Genomic DNA, 17,177 nt, shown 5'->3' on the forward strand with positions numbered 1-17,177 from the left:
GCCGTGCCCCGGCCCTGCGGTGGGTGGTGGATGCCATGCCCGAAGAGATCGAGGTCGCCGACAAGGTCGGCAGTGTCAGCGTGAACCGTTATGCGGAAATTGTCGCTGAACTGCGGAAACTGGTTGAGACGGCCAGCCGCATCCAGTTCACGATCGGCGATTACGCGCTTGATCTCTCTACCGACCGCAGGAGCTCGGATACCGGCTCTGAACTGCGACGATTTATAGACTACATGTCCGTGACGGCGAGTTCTGGTCGCTGACGTCGCTCGTCCGGGTGGTCTCATGGGGCGGCCCGTCCACCGGGGAGGGGACGGGCCGTAAGTGAGGATGAAGTGCGCCTTGCAAGCGACGGGATGCGCATCTGCTGCGTAACGTCGTTGCGTTCGTCAGCTTTCTACTTCGTTGACCGGAGCGCCGCGTGCCGTGCGTCGCTGGGCGATCCATCCCTGGATCTCACTCTCCCCAGCCTCCTCGATGCGGGTCTGGAGATCCGTTCGCGCCGCCTGATCTCGTTGGTCCTCGGGGAGTAGACGGTATCGATTGATGGCGCGTGAGAGGACTACCCATCCGTTGGCAGCGAGCTCCCAGCGTTCGGAAGGCTTGAATACCTGCCTGAACCCGTTGGTGAACAACGTGAGGCTGGCCGCGAGCGTTGTGATCAGCGGAGTAGCCCCCAACCCGGCAGCCATGACCGTCGCCGATGCGGAAAGCAGCGCGGTCACCTCGATGATGTAGTGCCAACGACGGGCAACGTTGCGTGTCTGCTCGTAGAAGGCCAGGTCATGCAGAGCCAGAGCCAGCAGAGGATCCGGTTCGTTGGTCCACGCGTGTGGGTCTGCAGATTGAGGGCGAAGTGACATAGAGCAATCGTGACCTTGCCAGAGTTATTGCCGGAAGCCCTTGTCTCCGTACCAGCGAATTCCGTTGGCGGCTATGAGATGGTCAAGGACAGTCACGTCATTGTTCCCGGCTCGGCGATGTGGGCTTCGAGGTCGGCGATGCGCCGGTCTTGGAAGCGGAGGTTGGAGCGGGCGGCCTTGAGTCGTTCGTCAAGGGTGCGGTTGTCGGTGGTGAGTTGGCGGACTCGCTGCTTGAGTGTGGTGTTCTCGGTGGTGATCCGCTGGACGGTCTCCTCGGTCCACGCGGTTTCCAAGTCGCGGATCTCACCGAAGAGTTCCCCGATGCGGGTGCGCTGGGTGGCGATCTCTGTGTGTGCTGCCTTGAGTGCATCCTCGGCGTTCAGCGCGCGTTCGCGCCAGGTCGCCTCGCGTTCGTCGTCCTGGTCGGCGAGGGTCCGTGACCGGTGTTCGCCGGCTTGGGCCATCGCCGCGGAGATCGCGGTTCTGGCCTCGGGGTTGTCGTAGAGGAAGGTGCGGGAGACGTCCGCGCTGCGAGCGATGGCGGCCACGCTGATCTGGGCCTTTTCGCGGCGGAGCCGGGCGAGGGCGTCGTGGACGCGTTGAACGGCGATGTCCGTCCTGCGACGGCGAGCTGCCAGGGCTGCGGCTGTGCGGGGTTCGGGGACGACGGTGTTCATGCGCACGCTTCCTCGTCGTTGGTCGTGGCGTGTTCGCCGTACTCGCCTTCGCCGTACTCGCCTTCGCCGTACTCGGCAGCGGCTGCGAGGTCGGCAGCGCGGAAGGCCGTGGACCACATGCGGTGGAAGTAGTCCTGGGGTCTGCGCAGGTCCAGGGCGAGAGCATCCTGCAGGAGGCCGAGGCCGGCCAGGGCCTTCTCCAGACCGTCGATGGCGCGTGCGGTGGGTTCGAAGACCTGGTGCAGGTAGTCGGCGGTGGCATCGTCTGGAGCGCGCTCGGCCAGCGTCTGCCATTGCTCGCGCTTGCGGAGCCAGTAGAGCAGGTCGGCGCCGGACATGACGAACTTGTCGCAGCTGTGGCAGTTCAGGTTCCAGGGGCAGGCGCCGCCGTCGACCACCGGCTGGAAGGTGCAGAATCCGCCCTCGGCCGGGGTGCTGCGACGTGTGAGGTCCAGGCCAGGGCTTCGGCCTGGCGCCGGTCGAGCGGGGTGGTGCCGTTGGAGAGCACCGTGCCGGGACTGGCCGCGCCCGGTCCGTGACCCAGACGTGTTGCAGTACGTCCTCGATCTCGGAGACGGCGACCTTCGCGTAGTGCTCGGCCATCCGGACCGAGAGGTGCCCGAGGTAGCGCTTGATGTGGTGCAGTCCTGCGCCGCTGGCCAGCAGTCTGGTCGCCAGAGTATGGCGAGCCTGATGGGTGACGCACGAGCCCAGGTCGAGATCGACGACCCAGTCGTGGAACGCGGCACCGTACCAGGCGTAGCTGACCGACGTCTCGAAGCCAGGGTTGCGCTTCGGCGCGGGGGACAAGGCCATCCGGGCCCGCTCTTGCGGGGTGGCCGGTCGGCCGAACTTGCCCTCGAAGCGGGCCAGGGTCTTGTGCCGGCGTTCCTGGATCCGTTGGAAGGTGTACTCGGGGATGCGGATGGCCTGGTCGTAGTTGCCGACCTTGGTCTGGTCGTGCCAGAGCATGGGCAGTTGAGCGTAGCGGCCGAAAGGCCGGTGGATCAAACACCTCAACACCCAGCTCAACTCGGTCGAGTCCACGCTCGATGTGATCGCCGACTTCACCGACGCCTGACCGGTGGAACCGGCCGCGAAAACGGCCGGTCCCGCCCCGTTCTGAGGGAGGAACAGTTGCCGCGTCGCCGCTGCTACCCCTCGGACACCTGGGACGACGAATGGGCCCTGATCGAAGTGCTGCTGCCGGTGCCGGCCTGCGAGACCAAGGCCGGCGGCCGACCGGAGAAACACCCGCGCCGCGAGATCGTGGACGCGATTCGGTACGTCGTCGACACCGGCTGCAAGTGGCGGGCCCTGCCCAACGACTTCCCACCCTGGCGCACGTGTTATGGGTTCATGGCCCGCTGGGCCGCGGCCGGCGTCATCGGACAGATCCGCGACCAGCTCCGCAAGCGCATCCGCCGCGAGATGGGCCGGGCGCCTGGGGCAGTGGCCACCGTCATCGACTCGCAGTCGGTGAAGGCCGCCGACACCGTCGGGAAGGACTCGCGCGGCTACGACGCCGGCAAGAAAATCAACGGCCGCAAGCGGCACCTGGTCGTGGACACCAAGGGCCTGCCGCTGTTCGTCATGGTCACCCCGGCCGACATGACCGACCGCAACGCGGCGAAGGAATTGCTGTTCCGGCTGCGGCTGATGCACCCCGAAATCACCATCGTCTGAGCCGACTCCGCCTATGTCGGACAGCTCGTGACCTGGGCGAAGACCTACCTGAACCTGACGATCAAAACCGTCAGCCGCCCGAAGAACACCCCCGGGTTCGTCGTCCTGCCCCGGCGCTGGGTCGTCGAACGCTCCCACGCCTGGGTCATGCACGCCCGCCGCCACGCACGCGACTACGAACGGCTCATCCAGCACTCCGAATCTCTGATCACCTGGGCCGCGATCACCCTTATGACCAGACGAATCACCCGCCGGAGCTCCCGCAGAAGCGGACAGCCGACCTCCCGCGAAGCGCAACAGGACTGATCGTCTTGTCGTTGGCGGTCACCACCGTCACTGGGAGACCCTGAGATCTCCAGAGCAGCGTCGCCCAACGCGAACTGGCAACCCGTCATCACCTTGATCAGCTGAAAGGACTGATCCACCAGGACGTCGAAGCGGTCACGCAGCACACTCTCGATCGTCTGGGCCACGGCACTCACCCCCGGACGGGCCCCGGTCGATGCCTCACCGACCGGGGAAGCTCCGGCCCGCACAGACAGCAGAGTCCGACGCACCCACCATGGTCACCAGAGCTGACCGAAAGACCCCCCAGTACGCACCAGAACCGCCCCAACCAGACCCGGACCCGCCCCCACCTGCCCTTCTGGCGAACGAACTTGCTCACCAGTCACAGAGGGTCACCGATCAAGGGATATGACACAGCTTCTTACAGGCCTGCATGCGGGGGCTTCGGTGTCCGGTTGCGCTGAAGCTGCCATGCCTCGGGTGTGACTGGCGTGTAGATGTTGACAAGGGATCCGTCGGGGTCGCGGACAAGAGCCGACAGATTACCCCACGGCATCATGGTCGGAGGCTGAACGACATCAAGATCGTCACCGAAATCGGTCGCAAGCCTCTCGTATACGGCGTTGGTGTCGTCGACGAGGAACTCGACGATCGCACTGTTGTTTGCACCCCCACGGGGCGTGTTGGTGGTGATGAAAGCGACGCGGGCGAAGCCGCTGACAGCGACGGTGGCTGAGGGGGTCACCAGTTCGACGAAATCCCCGGTGAGGTATTGCGGGGTCGCACCGGTGAGGGCCTTGTAGAAGCGGACGAGCCGCGGAATGTCATCGGTGATGAGACGGACGGAGGCGAGCTGCACTGCGGCTGAGGCGGTCATGTGGTCATCGTAGAATTAATACAGGTCATATTCCGCCCGGAAATGCCGCACCATCGCAGGTATGACCCGACCAACCGCACGCGTTCTCGCCTTGCTGGAGTTGTTGCAGGCGGGAGGAACCCGCACCGTTGTCGACCTCGCCGAGCGCCTCGGAGTCGATCAGCGCACCGTGCGTCGCTATGTCGAGCAGCTACGCGAGATGGACATTCCAGTGGACGGGGTTCGCGGTCGTTACGGCGGCTACCGTCTGGCCCGTCACTACCGCATGCCGCCGCTGATGCTGAACGACGAGGAAGGCCTTGCCGTGGTGTGGGCGTTGCTGGTCAACCAACATGCGCACAGTGGTCCGGTAACCCCGCTGGTGATGGAGACGGCCACTGCGAAGGTGCGCCGAGTGCTGCCTGCCGCGCTCGCCCGCCGCATCGACGCGGTACTCCGGGCAGTGGACTTCACCGGTGAGCGACGCCCGGGCGCGGAAGACCACGACGACGCCGAAGCTCGTCCTGGTGCTGACGAAGGTGCTCAGACGCTGCTCGGTCTGGCTGAGGCAGCACGGGACCAGCGCCCGGTTGCGTTCGCCTACCGGACGCGTCAGGGGCATGCGGCTACGCGGCACGTACAACCGCACGGCATCGTGGCGTACCGAAACCTGCTCTACCTCACCGGCTTCGACGCCGATCGCCAGGCGCAGCGTACCTACCGCCTGGACAGGATGGCCGATCTGCGGCTTCTGCCAGGCACCTTTGAAGCGCCCGCGAACATCGACCCAGTGGCCCAGGTGCTGGGACCACTGTCGGCGGCACCTTCGCGATACGACGTCTCCGTGCTCATCCGCGCTGATCCGGCCTATGTGCGGCGCTGGATTCCGGAAACGCTCGGGTCAGTTGCGCCGGCGTCTCCTCCCGATGCTGCGGACGGCCATGACTGGCTGCAGGTGTTTCTGCGGGCTGAACGCCTCGAGTGGGTCGCCGGCACACTCGCCATGCTGGACCGGCCCTTCATCATCCAACAGCCGGAAACCCTCAAGACGGTGGTTCTCGCACTCGGACGCCGACTGGCTGAACGCTCCGCCCAGTAACGCGAAGTCACCGACGACGAGGAACGATTCGATGCCGCCCGCGGCCAGGACGACCTGATCGCGTGCGGCCTGCCCCAGACGCCGCCAGTGGTCGACGCCCAACGGCTCCAGGCGGTCGGTGGCCTTGGGCGCCTCGAGGGCATGCGCCCACCAACCGGCGTCACCGGCCAGCCACGACGGCACCTCCAACCCCTTAGCAGGAGTTGGTGCGCAAGGCGTAGGCCTCCCGCGGCGAGGCCGCCTCCGCGGTCCGGGCCGGGACGGTGGCCCTCCGCTCGAGCCGGCCGGCACTCCTGGGGGCCGCGGCGCGTGCAGCCGCGGCCCCGCTGCCCGTACGGTCAGCGCGGACACAGCCCTGCAGCTCATCAGGGAGGCGCACGGTGGGGTGGGCACCGGCCCCAGGCCGTCCGCGGCCTTCCTGGGGACGCCCGGCATGGTGGCCCCAACCGCGGCGTACACCGCCGAGGCCCACATACCCTCTGCCGCCCAGCAGTTCGCAGCTATGGCCGAACAGACCGCAGGCCGCCTTGCCCGCGGCCGCGGGCGGAGAGCTGTCGCCGGCGCAGTGCGTGCTGTGAAAGGGCTGATCCGCTTCGCCTCAGTCTTGGTCACTAGCAGCTGAAACGGCGCGTCTGCCCAGATCTGTGCTTTCAGGTCGCGTCGCCAAGCAGGGTTTGGAGGGCCTGCCGGAAGGCGGCGGTGTCGATGTCCTGGCCGATGGCCAGGCGCTGCGAATATCCCGTGAGCATGGCGAGCAGTGCGCCGGCCACGCCGGAGGGGTCCGGTGAGTCGGGCAGGCCGCGGGCGCAGCGGTCCTGGCGGATGAGCCCGGCGACCTTCTCCTGGTCCTTGGCCAGTTGCGCCCGGATCTGGGCGGCGAGGTCGGGCGAGACGGCGGCCTCGGCCCAGACCTGCGCCATCAGCCGGGCGTGGCCGCCGTGGCGGGCGCGGACCCGGTCGAGCAGTTCGGCAGCGTCGCGGATGCTTGCGAGGTCGATGAGGTTATCCACGGCGTCCTCGCAGACGGCCGCCACCAGGTCGTTCTTGCTGGGGAAGTAGCTGTAGACCGCTCCGGTGGACAGTCCGCTGGCGGCGACGATCTCACCGGTGGAGGTCTGGGCGAAGCCCTTGGCCGCGAACATCTCGCGGGCGGCGGCCAGGATCTGTCGGCGCCGGGCGTCGCGGTGCTCCTGGGTAACCTTGGGCATAAAAGAACGACCTCTCGTTTTATTGTAGAGTGAGGCCCATCGTAACCGGCCGCCGGCTCTTGGAAAGCGGCGCCGTCCGACGAAGGAGTTGTGTCTCATGACATCCACCACCGTGACATCCGCCTCTGGGCCAGCTGGCGAGTTCGCCGAGGTTCGAGTCCTGGTCACCGGCGGCACGAAGGGAATCGGCGCGGCCGTCGCGGTCCGGTTCGCCGAGGCCGGGGCCGACGTCGTCGTCGCGGCCCGCACGCCGGTCGACGAGCCGCCCGCCGGCAGGTTCGTCGCCGCCGACATCGCCACCGCCGACGGGACCGCCACCCTAGCCGCGAAGGCGACGCAGTTGCTCGGAGGAATCGATGTCCTGATCAACAACGCCGGCAGCCAGACGTACATCCCAGGCGGGGCGCTCGACGCGGCCGACGACGACTGGTACCGCGACCTCGACACCAACCTGATGTCCGCGGTCCGCCTGGACCGGGCCCTGTTGCCGGGGATGATCGCGCAAAACCGCGGGGTCATCATCCACGTCACGTCGGGCCAAGCGCGCCTGCCCGGCCCCGCGTCGCTCCCGTACGCGGCGGCGAAGGCCGCGACGACCGTCTATAGCAAGGGCCTGGCCAACGAGGTCGGCAAGCACGGGATCAGGGTGAACACCGTCGTCCCGGGACTCATCGAGACCCCGGCCGTCACCCGGCGTCTGGACCAGATCACCGCCGACAGCGGCCTGGACGCCGAAACGGCCCGCCGGCAGCTGATCGACCGGGTCGGCATCCCGCTCGGGCGCCCCGGCCAGCCCGCCGACGTCGCCGAACTCGTCGCGTTCCTCGCCTCCGACCGCGCGGCGTTCCTCACCGGCAGCCAGTACGTCGTCGACGGGGGCAGTATTCCGACGGTCTAGCCAGGCGCGAAGTTCCTGATCGGTTCAGTGGTCGTAGGCGATCAGTGATCGGGTGACGGTTGCACCGGTCTTGTTGTTGTGCCAGATCGCTGCGGCCAGGGCCAGGACGCGCTGGGCGACGCGGACCGCCACACCCTCGATGGTTCGTGCACCGTGTTGCTCCAGGTCGAGCTGACCCTTGAGGGTGTCGTTGACCGACTCGATCAGTTGGCGGACCTTCTTGAGCACCGGCTCGCCGTACCGCTGCTTCTCCCGCTTGCGCGAGGGCCGCAGCTGCTCGATGCCCTGCCCGGCGAGGGCCTTTTCGAATGGCTTGGACGCGAAGCCCTTGTCCGAGATCAGCACGATGCCCTCGCGGTCGGCGACCAGGTCGGCGTCGACCTCCAGCATCGCCGCAAGGACCTCGCGCTCTCCTATCTTCGGGTTGGCCAGCGCCCACATGATCGGCATTCCGGTCGGGGTGCACACCAGGTACAAGCGTAGGCCCCAAAAAAAACCGGGAGTGGGAGGCGCAGTAGCCGTAGCCGGCCCAGCCCGCGAGATTGGAACGCTGCACGGTCGGGCGCGACATCCCGCACGGCACCGGAGTCGAGTCGGTGATCCAGAGGTTGTCGAACCAGAAGTCGCTATCTATCGCCAGTTCCCGGATCATGCGCTTGACCAGCCCGAGCGTGGAGCGGAGCCGCTTGTTGTAGCCCGCGCGCTGCGGCAGGTACGGGAACATACCCGTCAGGTGCTTGTTCGCGTAGCGTAACCAGCGCGACTCAGAGTGGTAGCCGAGCAGGGCCTGGGCCACGGCCAGGCAGACGAGTTCGGAGTCGCTGAGCAGCGGCGGCCTGCCCATGCATCGGGTCCCTCCGATCTCGTCGTCGATCTTCACATACAGTGCGGTCAAGGGGGTGTTCAGGTCTGTCGTCACACACGGATCTTTGACACCCTTGCCCCTTTGACGGGCCGAAACTTCGGATCAACTCGTCTAGGGGCGGACAAAGTCTCGAACGTTGCTGAAATACAGCGCGGTTGGTAGTGAAAGCCGTCGGACACACGAGGGCTGCCCGGGTGCAGGTCGGCCCGGCCGATGCACTCAGGCAGCGGTGAAACGGTCTATCGCTTCGGGGACGAGAACGGATCCGCACCAAAGGTGCAGCGCCGTGTCGCCGAAGCGGACAGGGTTCAGTGGACGCGCTGCCGGTTGGTACTCCAGCGCTGCCGGGGGTGTCGGTTGTTCGGTCGCTCGGGTCAGGAGCTCGGTCTGCCGGTGCGTCCCACGGTGGTTGTGGCCGAATTTCGTCACCGGTGGGTCACAGGTCGGAGTGCGGGAGAACTGCCGGCTCCACGGTTTTGTCTGGTTCGACGAGGGCGGCGAAAAGCCGTGCTCCGGACAACTGGGACTCGGGGGACAGCATGCGGTACGTGAACGGAATGCGCGGTTCGGCGGTGGCGGTCGTCGTGGCTTCGGCGGCTCTGGCGGTGGCGGGATGTCAGCCCGGTGGGGGCGGTGCGGACACCGGCGACGGCGGCGTCACCCCGTCCGGGGCCGTCAGCTCAGCGACCTCCTCCTCCACGCGCGGCGCCCCGAAGCCCGGCAGCTCCGCCTCCGGTTCCTCCACGCCCTCCGCCTCCCGGCCCGCGTCCTCCGCACCCCCGTCCGCACCCGCTCCGGGCAGTTCGGCGGCGACCTGTTCGGCGGGCAGTCTGAAGGCGACCGCCCGTCAGGCCGCCGTGCGGCCGGCCGGTACGGGGACTGGGGCGGCCGTCGTCGAGTTCACCAACGTGCTCGGACGGACGTGCGTCCTCAAGGGGCACCCCACGGTGGCCGGCGCCGCGAACGGCTCTCCCGAGATGAACGTGCCGCTCACCGTCAAGCCGACCGGAGCCGCGGCGCCGGTGAAGGTGGCCCCCGGCGGCAAGGCGTGGGTGAAGCTGACGTTCGTGCAGGTGCAGGGAGAGGCCGACGGGTACTGCGTGTCCGGTTCGGCGCCCGTGGTGTATCCCACGATGGTCGTCCGGCTGCCGGGGTCCGGGGCGCACCAGGTGGCCCTGGACGACGGGCAGTTCGCCGAGTGCGACGACACCGTGACCGTCACCGCCGTATCGGCGGTCAGGCCTTCTTGACCTCCAGTCGCGCTGTCTGCGCAGCCAGCGAACGCCGTCGGAGACGGAGTGGGGGGCACAGGACGCGACAGTTTCTCCTGGCGTGACTACCGCGACCTGGTCGTCCGGCCTCACATCCAGCTCGGTGCCCCCATCGCCTTGATCTGGGACCACTGTGAGACTCATGGGCCGCCGTCCGGGGCCAGGGCCTGACCCGTGGGACAACTGGCCCAGGCTGCCTTGTTGAAGATCTGTCGGCCCGCGGTCCCAGGCGGCGATAGCCGTCATCGGACCGGCGGGCGTGTCTCGATAGGGGCCTTGCCGCACAAGGCACCGTCACAGTTCTGACCGCCCACCGGCCCGACGCCGGCCATCAGCCCCGTGCCGATCGAGGAGCCGCGTGACCATCACCAGCCTGCCCCGGCCGACTCTGCCCGCACACTCTGATGAACCGTCGGCAGAGGACGTGATCCTGGGGGTGGACACCCACAAGGACGTGCATGTTTCCACCGTGGTCACCGCGACGTCCCGGATGACTTGGTCGTGGGGGCGAGGCCGGCGTAGGAGGCCAGGTGGGCGGCGGTGGGGAAGCTGGTTCCGTCGCCGACGGTGACCAGCAAGGTGGCGGCGGTCCTGACCGCGACCCCCGGAATCGAGGTCAGGACCGCGGAAAGAGGGTGAGGCTCCAGCAGCTGTCCGATCTGCGCTTCCAGAGCTCGTCGTTGTTCGTGGACGGCCGCGAGGGAACGGGCCAGGGACGGGATCACGAGGTCAGGGTGCCGGTGCCCGGGACCACGACGGTCTGCTCGTCGAGCGGGTCGAATACCTCGTCGATCAGCCGGGCAGCCATGCGCGGAGCCTTGGGCCGGATCACCTCAACGAGTCTGCGGCGACCGGCCTTTCGCAAGCTGGCTGGGGATCCGTAGCGTTCCAGCAGCCAGGTCACGGCCTGGTGGTCCAGGCGCGGGCCGAGGACGCGCTCCAGGCTGGGGTGGAACTGGGTGAGCAAGCCGCGTATCCGGTTGGAGGTGCGGGTCGCCTCGGCCGCCAGGTCCTGGTCGAAGCCCACCAGCACGGTCAGCTCGGCGGTGATCTCGTCGGTCAGTTCCAACGAGCGCAGGGTGTGTGGCATGGTCCGTGCGGCGTCCGCGATCACCGCGGCGTCTTTGGCATCGGTCTTGGCCTCGCCCGGGCAGAGGTCGGCGATGCGTCGCATCGAGAGTCCGGGCAGGTAGGCGACCTTGCAGCCGGCGTCCCGGGCGACGGTCAGGGGCAGGGCACCGATGGAGGCGGGCTGGTCCACGATCACCAGGACGGTGCCGAACTTGGCGGTCAGCTTGTCGAAGACGGCCCGTAGTTTCGGCTCGCTGTTGGGCAGGTGTTTGTCGAAGACCTTCTTGCCGGCCGGAGTGAGTCCGTGCCCGTGATGGGCGCTCTTGCCGACGTCCAGGCCGAGGAAGACGCCCACGTCGTCGATGTCGTCCAACTCATCCTCCCGAACGGGGTTCATGCGGTGCTGGCCAGGGCGTTGGCGTCGTATGCGCGCATCCACGTTATGCAGACCTGCCGCCCGCGAACGGCCGGGCATTGCGCTCGGCCAGGCGGTGGTCGGACCTCTCATCAGCGTCTCCAACGGTGCCTCTCGGCCCCGGGCGGCCAGGTGTCACAGGAACCATTGAAGGCAACCACCCCCAAGCCATACCCGGGGCCACTGGATCCTCCGGACCGTACGACAGCCCATCCGACCCATCAACAACGTAGGACCACCCCCCAGGTCATCGGTTCATCATCGATTCGACAGGGGGGACCAGTCATACCGGGCCCGGAGGCCAGCGGTCCCATTGCGGAACCGCGAAGAAGATAACTGTGAGAGTTCTTCTGCGGCCCGGGATGGGTTGCTGCCAGGCTCGGCGCTCGTGATCCGGTATGACTCGCAAGATAACTGGCGTCCCGTCAGGGACTGCCGTTCCCCCGAGATGTCTGCCGGACACGGGCGTCGGCCCGGCCCACCCGTTGGCTTGATCAGCAGCTTGTCCGCCTTCCGGCGTGACTCATCACAGTTCTGCCACGTGGTGACTCCACCCAGGCCGACGCCGTCACGGCCGTCCGCCCGGAGGAGAACAACCGCATGACCATGCTCGCAGAACACGTCGATGGCGTCATCGGCGTCGACACCCACCGCGACACACTCGCCGTAGCCGCCGTCAGCCCCATCGGCGCCGTCCTGGCCAGCGCCGATTCCCCGGCCAACGCCCGCGGCTACCGGCGCCTGCTGGACTTCGCCCGCCAGCAAGTTCCCGGCCGCCGCTGCTGGGCGCTGGAAGGCATCGGCAGCTACGGTGCTGGCCTCGCGGTCTTCCTGGACCAGGCCGGCGAGCAGGTCGTCGAGGTCTGCCGCCCGAAACGAGCGGCCAACCGCGGCGGCCGCAAGACCGACATGCTCGACGCCATCCGGGCCGCCAAGGAGGCTCTGGCCACCGAGCATCTGATTCAGCCCCGCCTCCGCGGCGAACGCGAGGCACTGCGGGTGCTGCTTGCCACCCGTCACGGCGCAGTCCTCGCTTCCACCGCCGCGATCAACCAGCTCAAAGCCCTGATCGTCTCCGCGCCGGACGACCTCCGTGCCGAGCTGCGCAAGCTCAAGCGCCCCGCTCAGATCGCTCACTGTGCTCAGTTCCGCGACCGCCCGGCCCAGGACCTCGAGCACCGGATGACGGTGCGGGCCATGCGGTCCACGGCCCAGCGCGTCCAGGCCCTGCAGGCCGAGGCCAAGGAGCTCGAAACCGAGATTCTCTCCCTGGTGCGGCAGCAGGCCCCCGAGCTTCTCGGCCTGCTCGGAGTCGGACCGATCACCGCCGCCCAGATCTTGGTCAGCTGGTCTCACCAGGGGCGATTCCGCTCGGAAGCTGCCTTCGCCGCCTTCGCCGGCGTCTCGCCGATCCCTGCCTCGTCCGGGCTGACCAACCGACACCGGCTCAACCGCAGCGGCGACCGGCAGCTCAACCGGGCCATGCACACCATCACCCTGATCAGGATGCGACTCGATCCCGCTACGAAGACGTACGTCGCACGCAAGATCACCGAAGGAAAGACCGCCCGTGACGCGCAGCGATGCCTCAAGCGGGTGATCTGCCGTCAGATCTTTAAGATCCTTGAGCGCTCCGACCGGAACCGGCTCGAAAACGTCGAAGAACTCGCCCGAGCGGCTTGACACGACATAACAGCCTCGGGGGGAGCGCGGGCAGCGAATGAGGGGATCGCGGCGCCGGGCTGGCGTGCCGCGCGGCTCCTGCTGCGCGGTTCCGCACATCGTGCACAGCTGGGTGTCCGGGTGCTCTGCCGCGTCCAGGGCGCGGTTCACATCGAGCAGCGGCGCGCCCGCCGGTGCTTCTTCGCAATCCGGTGCGTGCAGGACGGAGCGCCGGGCCGCGGCCCTCTCGCACAGCTTCGCAAGCACCCACCCCGAAGGCCAGCGCTCCCCGAGCACCTACGCCGTGAGGGTGCGAGCGTGTCAGTGCCGACTGGCACGATCCGCCTTATGACTTCCTCAATACCTGAGTCCTGGGGCCGCATCGAGGCGTGGCTCGCCGGCAAGGCACCGCGCACCTTCGCCCGGTTGGCGCCCCCAGCCGAGCGCGCCGCGATCGAGATGGCAGAAGAGGCCATCGGCCTGGCGTTCCCCCAGCCGCTGGTGGAGTCGCTCCTTCGGCATGACGGCACAGCCTACGGCGTTCTGTTACCACCGTTTTGGAAGAGCTGGTCCGGCGTGGGTACGACGCGCTCTCCCTTCGCTATGACCAGGAGTACGGCGCCGAGACGAAGTACCAGCCCTGGATCAGCGAACTGTCTGGTCGTATCCCGGCTGGAGGCACGGTGCTGGATCTGGGGTGCGGAAGCGGGGTTCCCGTCGCCCGCGCCCTGGCGACCGTAGGTCACCGTGTCACCGGCGTCGACATCAGTGAGGTGCAGATCCGCAGGGCCCGGGAGCTCGTGCCGCAGGCCGAGTTCATCCGCGCCGATGCCACGGCCGTGGACTTCGGGCCGGCCTCCTTCGACGCGGTCGTCTCCTTCTACGCACTGATCCACATCCCGCTTGAGGAACAGCTTCCGTTGCTGCAGAAGGTCGCCGGATGGCTGCGACCTGGCGGTTGGTTCCTGGGCACCACCGGCCATCGGGCCTGGACCGGCGTCGATGAGGACTGGCTGGGCGGCGGGACCGCTATGTGGTGGAGCCACGCGGACGCCACCACGAACCGGACCTGGATCACTCAAGCCGGCCTGATGGTCGAGCAGGAAGAGTTCGTGCCCGAAGGCGAGGGCGGGCACGCTCTGTTCTGGGCCCGACGCCGCTGATGTCCCTTCCCGGTCGCGGTCGAAGACGACTGACCGACAACATCAAGTGAGACAACTCCGTGGAAGTGCGGCTGGCAGACAACACCAGTTGAGACTCCGCCGAAGATCCGTCTCACCTGTCTTTACATCACCCCTGGTCACAGCCTCGGCCACGGGCAAGATCAAATGAGCCGGGACACCCTGGTCGCCCCTGGCTGTCCCGCTGAAGGACAAGCCCTGAGCAGATATTCGGTTGCTCGCTTGTGAGGGTGGTGGATGCAATATCCGGCATGGTGACTGAGGTCCGTCCGCCGCGGCGAGATGAGATGGCTGCGTACTACCGGGCATTGCCGTTCGCGAACGGATTGCCGAGCTGGGAGCCTGCGGACGCCGCGTGGCACGGTGGTCCCGAGCCGTGGCCTCCACAGCGCACGCCTGCGAGCGCGGAGCAGCTCGAGAAGTTGGCGGCAGCCGACATCAAGGACGAGTCCTTCCACCCGATCGCGACATTCGTCGACGGCAGGTGTGTCGGTGCATCGGCGACTATCTCCTTCGAGGTGACGGTCCCGGGCGGGGGAACGGGGAGGATGGCTGGCGTCACTGCTACCGGAGTGATCGCGACGCATCGTCGGCGTGGTTACCTGCGCCAGATGATGCAGGCCATGTTCGAGGCGGCCCTGGAGCGAGGCGAGCCGTTGGCGATGCTCAGCGCCAGCGAGGGCAGCATCTATGGAAGGTTCGGGTTCTCGCCGGCGACCTACCGCACCCGGTGGGAGCTGGCCCGTCACGAAGCGGCCCTCCTTCCGGCGGAGCCGGACCCCGGGTCGCTGGAGCTGGTCGACGCGGCGCAGGCGAAGAAGGCCTGGCCCCTGGTGCATGCGGACGTGCGTGCACACCGGGTCGGGGAGCTGAGTCCTCTCCCCGGGCGCTGGGACGGGCTGTCCGACGAAGCAGACGGCACAAACGGACCGCTGCGCTTTCTCGCCCACCGCGACCAGCACGGCGATGTGGACGGCATCGCCAACTTCCGACTGCCGTGGTCTCCGACTGCGGATCGTGCGGGAACGCTCGTGGTGGAAGCCCTGGAGGCGACGAATGCTGTGGCCTACCGCGCGTTGTGGGGACTGTTGATCGACTTCGACCTCACCAAGAGCATCGTGGCGGCTGGTCGTCCGCGCGACGAACCCCTGCGGTGGATGCTCACGAACCCGCGGGCGATGCGCGTCACTCGCCAGACGGACAACCTCTGGGCGCGCCTTCTCGATGTCCCCCGAGCCCTGACGCAACGCTCGTATCTCACGCCCGGCGAGCTGAGGTTCACCATCGACGACGACCAGATGTGCCGGGCGAACAACAGGACATGGCATCTGAGAGCACATGGCCCCGTGGCGACGTGTGTTCCGACTGACGAGACGGCGGACCTGACTATCAGGCTCTCAGCGCTCAGCTCGCTCTACTTCGGTGGCATATCGGCGCACCACCTGGCGTATGCGGGCCATATCACTCCGCACACCGACGGCGCGATCGGACAGCTTGCCCGAATGTTCTGGGCCGACCCCGAACCGCACAACTCCTTCGGCTTCTGAGCTCCGCAGAGACAATGATCCGCCCTGCCAGGCAACCTGCGCGCAGTGGCTGTCACGGAGCGGCGGAGGGCATCCCCAGGTGGACAGTCACGGCAGCTGTAGTTCTTGATCGGTAGGGCATCGCTGCTGGTCAGGTCGTTGCGGCGGCGGTGATGTTGTTCCATCTCCGGTGGGCTTCGGCGGCCTGGTGCTGGTGGTGGCGGCGCCAGGCGGACCAGTGCAGGAAGTGGCCGCGGTCGCGTCGGGGGCGGGGCAGGGCGGTGATCCTCAGGAGTCGGAGCAGTTCGCGGCCGCTGGCCGGGACGAGTCCGCTGCCGGCGGTGGTGGCCGTGGTGGTGCGGGCGCGAGTGACGGCCAGGACGGCGGCGGCGAGCAGGCTGATCAAAGTCCAGCGCATCCAGGAGTTCCAGCAGGTGGTCTGGCCCTGGTCGAGGCCGCAGACGCCCTTTGCGGTCTGGAAGTCCTCCTCGGCGCGCCACCTGCAGCACACCACATCCACAAGATCAGCCAGGGTGACGGGAGTGGCCGAGTGGCAGCGGTAGAAGGAGAGTTCACGGGTGTAGCGGTGACGGCGGACCAGGACGGCGGCGTGCCCGGGCCGGTGCCCGGCGGGGGTGTCGTCGGGGTGGATGTCGAGCATGGCCCAGTCGTAGTGGCGGTCGCCCTTGAGGCCGTGGCCGGTGCGCAGGCGCATCCATGCCTTCTTCGGGATGCGGGCCGAGAGGGCGGTGACGGTCAGGCGGCCGACGGCGGTGTCCACACGGTGATCGGTGCGGACGGCCAGGACGTAGCCGAAGCCGAGCGCACGGGCGCTGTGCCGCAGTTCCCTGCCTCCGTAGACCTCGTCGCCGGCCAGCCACCGTGCCTGTATGCCCAGGTCGCGGGCGTGGGTGAGCAAGGCGGCGGCGATCTGGGGTTTGGTGGCGAACACGACGTCGTCGTGGACATGGGTGAGCAGTCGCCGTTCCTCGTCAGCGGCCCACTCGGCGCCGAGGTACAGGGCCCGGTCGATCGGGGCGTGGCCGTGCCGGCTTGCGTAGGTGAGGTGGACGGCGACCTGGCACAGATGGATACCGCCCAATGCTCCGGAGTATTGGCGGGCCGCGCCGACGCAGTCCGTGGAGGACTTCTCGTCCCCGGTCTCGTCCACGATCAACACCGCGTCCGGATCAGCGAGTTCACCGGCCGTCCAGGCGGTGATTCGGTCCCGGGCCCGGTCGTGATGGACGACCGCGCGGGACAAGAAGTGCTGAAGCCGGTGCGGTCCTCGGTGGCCAAGGGCCTCGGCAAGCGTCCAGTAGTTACGCGTGTCCAGCTCCATCAGCATCGCTTCGGTCATCTCCCGGACCAGAGCCCGTGGTTCGCGGTGCTCGAAACAGTCCGCGATCTCTTCGGTCACGGCCCCAAGCGCCGCCGTCCATGCCTGCTCAGCTATCGTGGCCTCCGCGGCCACCTGGTTCTGAAACGTCGTCACAAACGTTCATGATCACGGTGGCCGTACTCGTGCCTGCAGGCGCCCCGCCATCCCGCTGACCAGCCTCAACTCACAACGGAGCTACATCTACAGCTGCCGTGACAGTGCGCGGGTGA

General features: G+C 67.6%; 13 protein-coding genes and 6 pseudogenes. 9 read left to right on the forward strand and 10 right to left on the reverse strand.

Annotation, left to right across the window (positions count from 1 at the left end; all coding sequences use genetic code 11):
• Window positions 1-35 precede the first annotated feature (35 nt).
• The gene (locus M2283_RS51805; protein WP_348538982.1) at window positions 36-263 is read left to right on the forward strand and encodes a hypothetical protein; all 228 of its coding nucleotides are present in this window, start codon (window positions 36-38) and stop codon (window positions 261-263) included.
• 126 nt (window positions 264-389) lie between these two features.
• Here M2283_RS51805 and M2283_RS45680 read toward each other — a convergent pair whose 3' ends face one another.
• The 4 genes and pseudogenes from M2283_RS45680 to M2283_RS51810 form a co-directional block, all read right to left on the reverse strand.
• Window positions 390-863 (reverse strand): SLATT domain-containing protein, encoded by a 474-nt coding sequence (locus M2283_RS45680; protein WP_280882513.1) that lies wholly within the window; start codon window positions 861-863, stop codon window positions 390-392.
• 92 nt (window positions 864-955) lie between these two features.
• The gene (locus M2283_RS45685) at window positions 956-1,540 is read right to left on the reverse strand and encodes a DUF6262 family protein (protein WP_280882550.1); all 585 of its coding nucleotides are present in this window, start codon (window positions 1,538-1,540) and stop codon (window positions 956-958) included.
• Entirely contained in the window at window positions 1,537-1,938 is a 402-nt protein-coding gene (locus tag M2283_RS45690; RefSeq protein ID WP_280882553.1) for a hypothetical protein, read from the reverse strand. The genes M2283_RS45685 and M2283_RS45690 overlap by 4 nt, the downstream gene beginning before the upstream one ends.
• 238 nt (window positions 1,939-2,176) lie before the next feature.
• Window positions 2,177-2,512: pseudogene (locus tag M2283_RS51810) on the reverse strand (site-specific integrase); the annotation flags it as partial.
• Between the two features lie 165 nt (window positions 2,513-2,677).
• Between M2283_RS51810 and M2283_RS45700 the strand changes: the two are divergent.
• Window positions 2,678-3,532, forward strand: a pseudogene (locus M2283_RS45700) (IS5 family transposase).
• A gap of 403 nt (window positions 3,533-3,935) precedes the next feature.
• Here the strand turns inward: M2283_RS45700 and M2283_RS45705 are convergent.
• On the reverse strand, window positions 3,936-4,391 hold the full coding sequence (locus M2283_RS45705; RefSeq protein ID WP_280882514.1) for a VOC family protein: 456 nt from the start codon (window positions 4,389-4,391) through the stop codon (window positions 3,936-3,938).
• 61 nt (window positions 4,392-4,452) lie between these two features.
• Here M2283_RS45705 and M2283_RS45710 point away from each other — a divergent pair, with 61 nt between their 5' ends.
• Complete coding sequence (locus tag M2283_RS45710) at window positions 4,453-5,469, forward strand: helix-turn-helix transcriptional regulator (protein WP_280882515.1); 1,017 nt, start codon at window positions 4,453-4,455, stop codon at window positions 5,467-5,469.
• 650 nt (window positions 5,470-6,119) lie between these two features.
• On the opposite strand, the gene M2283_RS45715 is transcribed toward M2283_RS45710, so the two are convergent.
• Entirely contained in the window at window positions 6,120-6,677 is a 558-nt protein-coding gene (locus M2283_RS45715) for a TetR/AcrR family transcriptional regulator (protein ID WP_280882516.1), read from the reverse strand.
• Window positions 6,678-6,774: 97 nt separating this feature from the next.
• Here M2283_RS45715 and M2283_RS45720 point away from each other — a divergent pair, with 97 nt between their 5' ends.
• A complete protein-coding gene (locus M2283_RS45720) occupies window positions 6,775-7,575 on the forward strand; it encodes an SDR family oxidoreductase (RefSeq protein ID WP_280882517.1) in 801 nt (266 codons plus the stop codon).
• 24 nt (window positions 7,576-7,599) lie between these two features.
• Here the strand turns inward: M2283_RS45720 and M2283_RS45725 are convergent.
• Window positions 7,600-8,494, reverse strand: a pseudogene (locus M2283_RS45725) (IS982 family transposase).
• Between the two features lie 485 nt (window positions 8,495-8,979).
• Here M2283_RS45725 and M2283_RS45730 point away from each other — a divergent pair.
• Both M2283_RS45730 and M2283_RS45735 read left to right on the forward strand, forming a co-directional pair.
• Entirely contained in the window at window positions 8,980-9,690 is a 711-nt protein-coding gene (locus M2283_RS45730) for a DUF4232 domain-containing protein (protein ID WP_280882518.1), read from the forward strand.
• Between the two features lie 72 nt (window positions 9,691-9,762).
• A pseudogene (locus tag M2283_RS45735) lies at window positions 9,763-9,855 on the forward strand (transposase); the annotation flags it as partial.
• 335 nt (window positions 9,856-10,190) lie between these two features.
• On the opposite strand, the pseudogene M2283_RS45740 reads toward M2283_RS45735, so the two are convergent.
• Window positions 10,191-11,155 (reverse strand): annotated as a pseudogene (locus M2283_RS45740) (IS110 family transposase); the annotation flags it as partial.
• A gap of 642 nt (window positions 11,156-11,797) precedes the next feature.
• On the opposite strand from M2283_RS45740, the gene M2283_RS45745 reads away from it, so the two are divergent.
• Window positions 11,798-12,880, forward strand: a complete 1,083-nt coding sequence (locus tag M2283_RS45745; protein ID WP_280882519.1) for an IS110 family transposase — start codon at window positions 11,798-11,800, stop codon at window positions 12,878-12,880.
• Between the two features lie 93 nt (window positions 12,881-12,973).
• Here the strand turns inward: M2283_RS45745 and M2283_RS45750 are convergent.
• Window positions 12,974-13,156, reverse strand: a pseudogene (locus M2283_RS45750) (DUF6233 domain-containing protein); the annotation flags it as partial.
• 260 nt (window positions 13,157-13,416) lie between these two features.
• Between M2283_RS45750 and M2283_RS45755 the strand changes: the two are divergent.
• Window positions 13,417-14,022 carry a class I SAM-dependent methyltransferase gene (locus M2283_RS45755; RefSeq protein WP_280882520.1) on the forward strand — a complete coding sequence of 202 codons (606 nt, stop codon included), beginning with the start codon at window positions 13,417-13,419 and terminating at the stop codon, window positions 14,020-14,022.
• Between the two features lie 269 nt (window positions 14,023-14,291).
• Window positions 14,292-15,587, forward strand: coding sequence for a GNAT family N-acetyltransferase (locus tag M2283_RS45760; protein ID WP_280882521.1), 1,296 nt, complete (start codon window positions 14,292-14,294; stop codon window positions 15,585-15,587).
• A 130-nt stretch (window positions 15,588-15,717) separates the two neighbouring features.
• On the opposite strand, the gene M2283_RS45765 is transcribed toward M2283_RS45760, so the two are convergent.
• Complete coding sequence (locus M2283_RS45765; protein WP_280882522.1) at window positions 15,718-17,061, reverse strand: IS701 family transposase; 1,344 nt, start codon at window positions 17,059-17,061, stop codon at window positions 15,718-15,720.
• Window positions 17,062-17,177: the final 116 nt, after the last annotated feature.

Source organism: Streptomyces pseudovenezuelae, assembly GCF_029892565.1.
GTDB lineage: Bacteria > Actinomycetota > Actinomycetes > Streptomycetales > Streptomycetaceae > Streptomyces > Streptomyces pseudovenezuelae_A.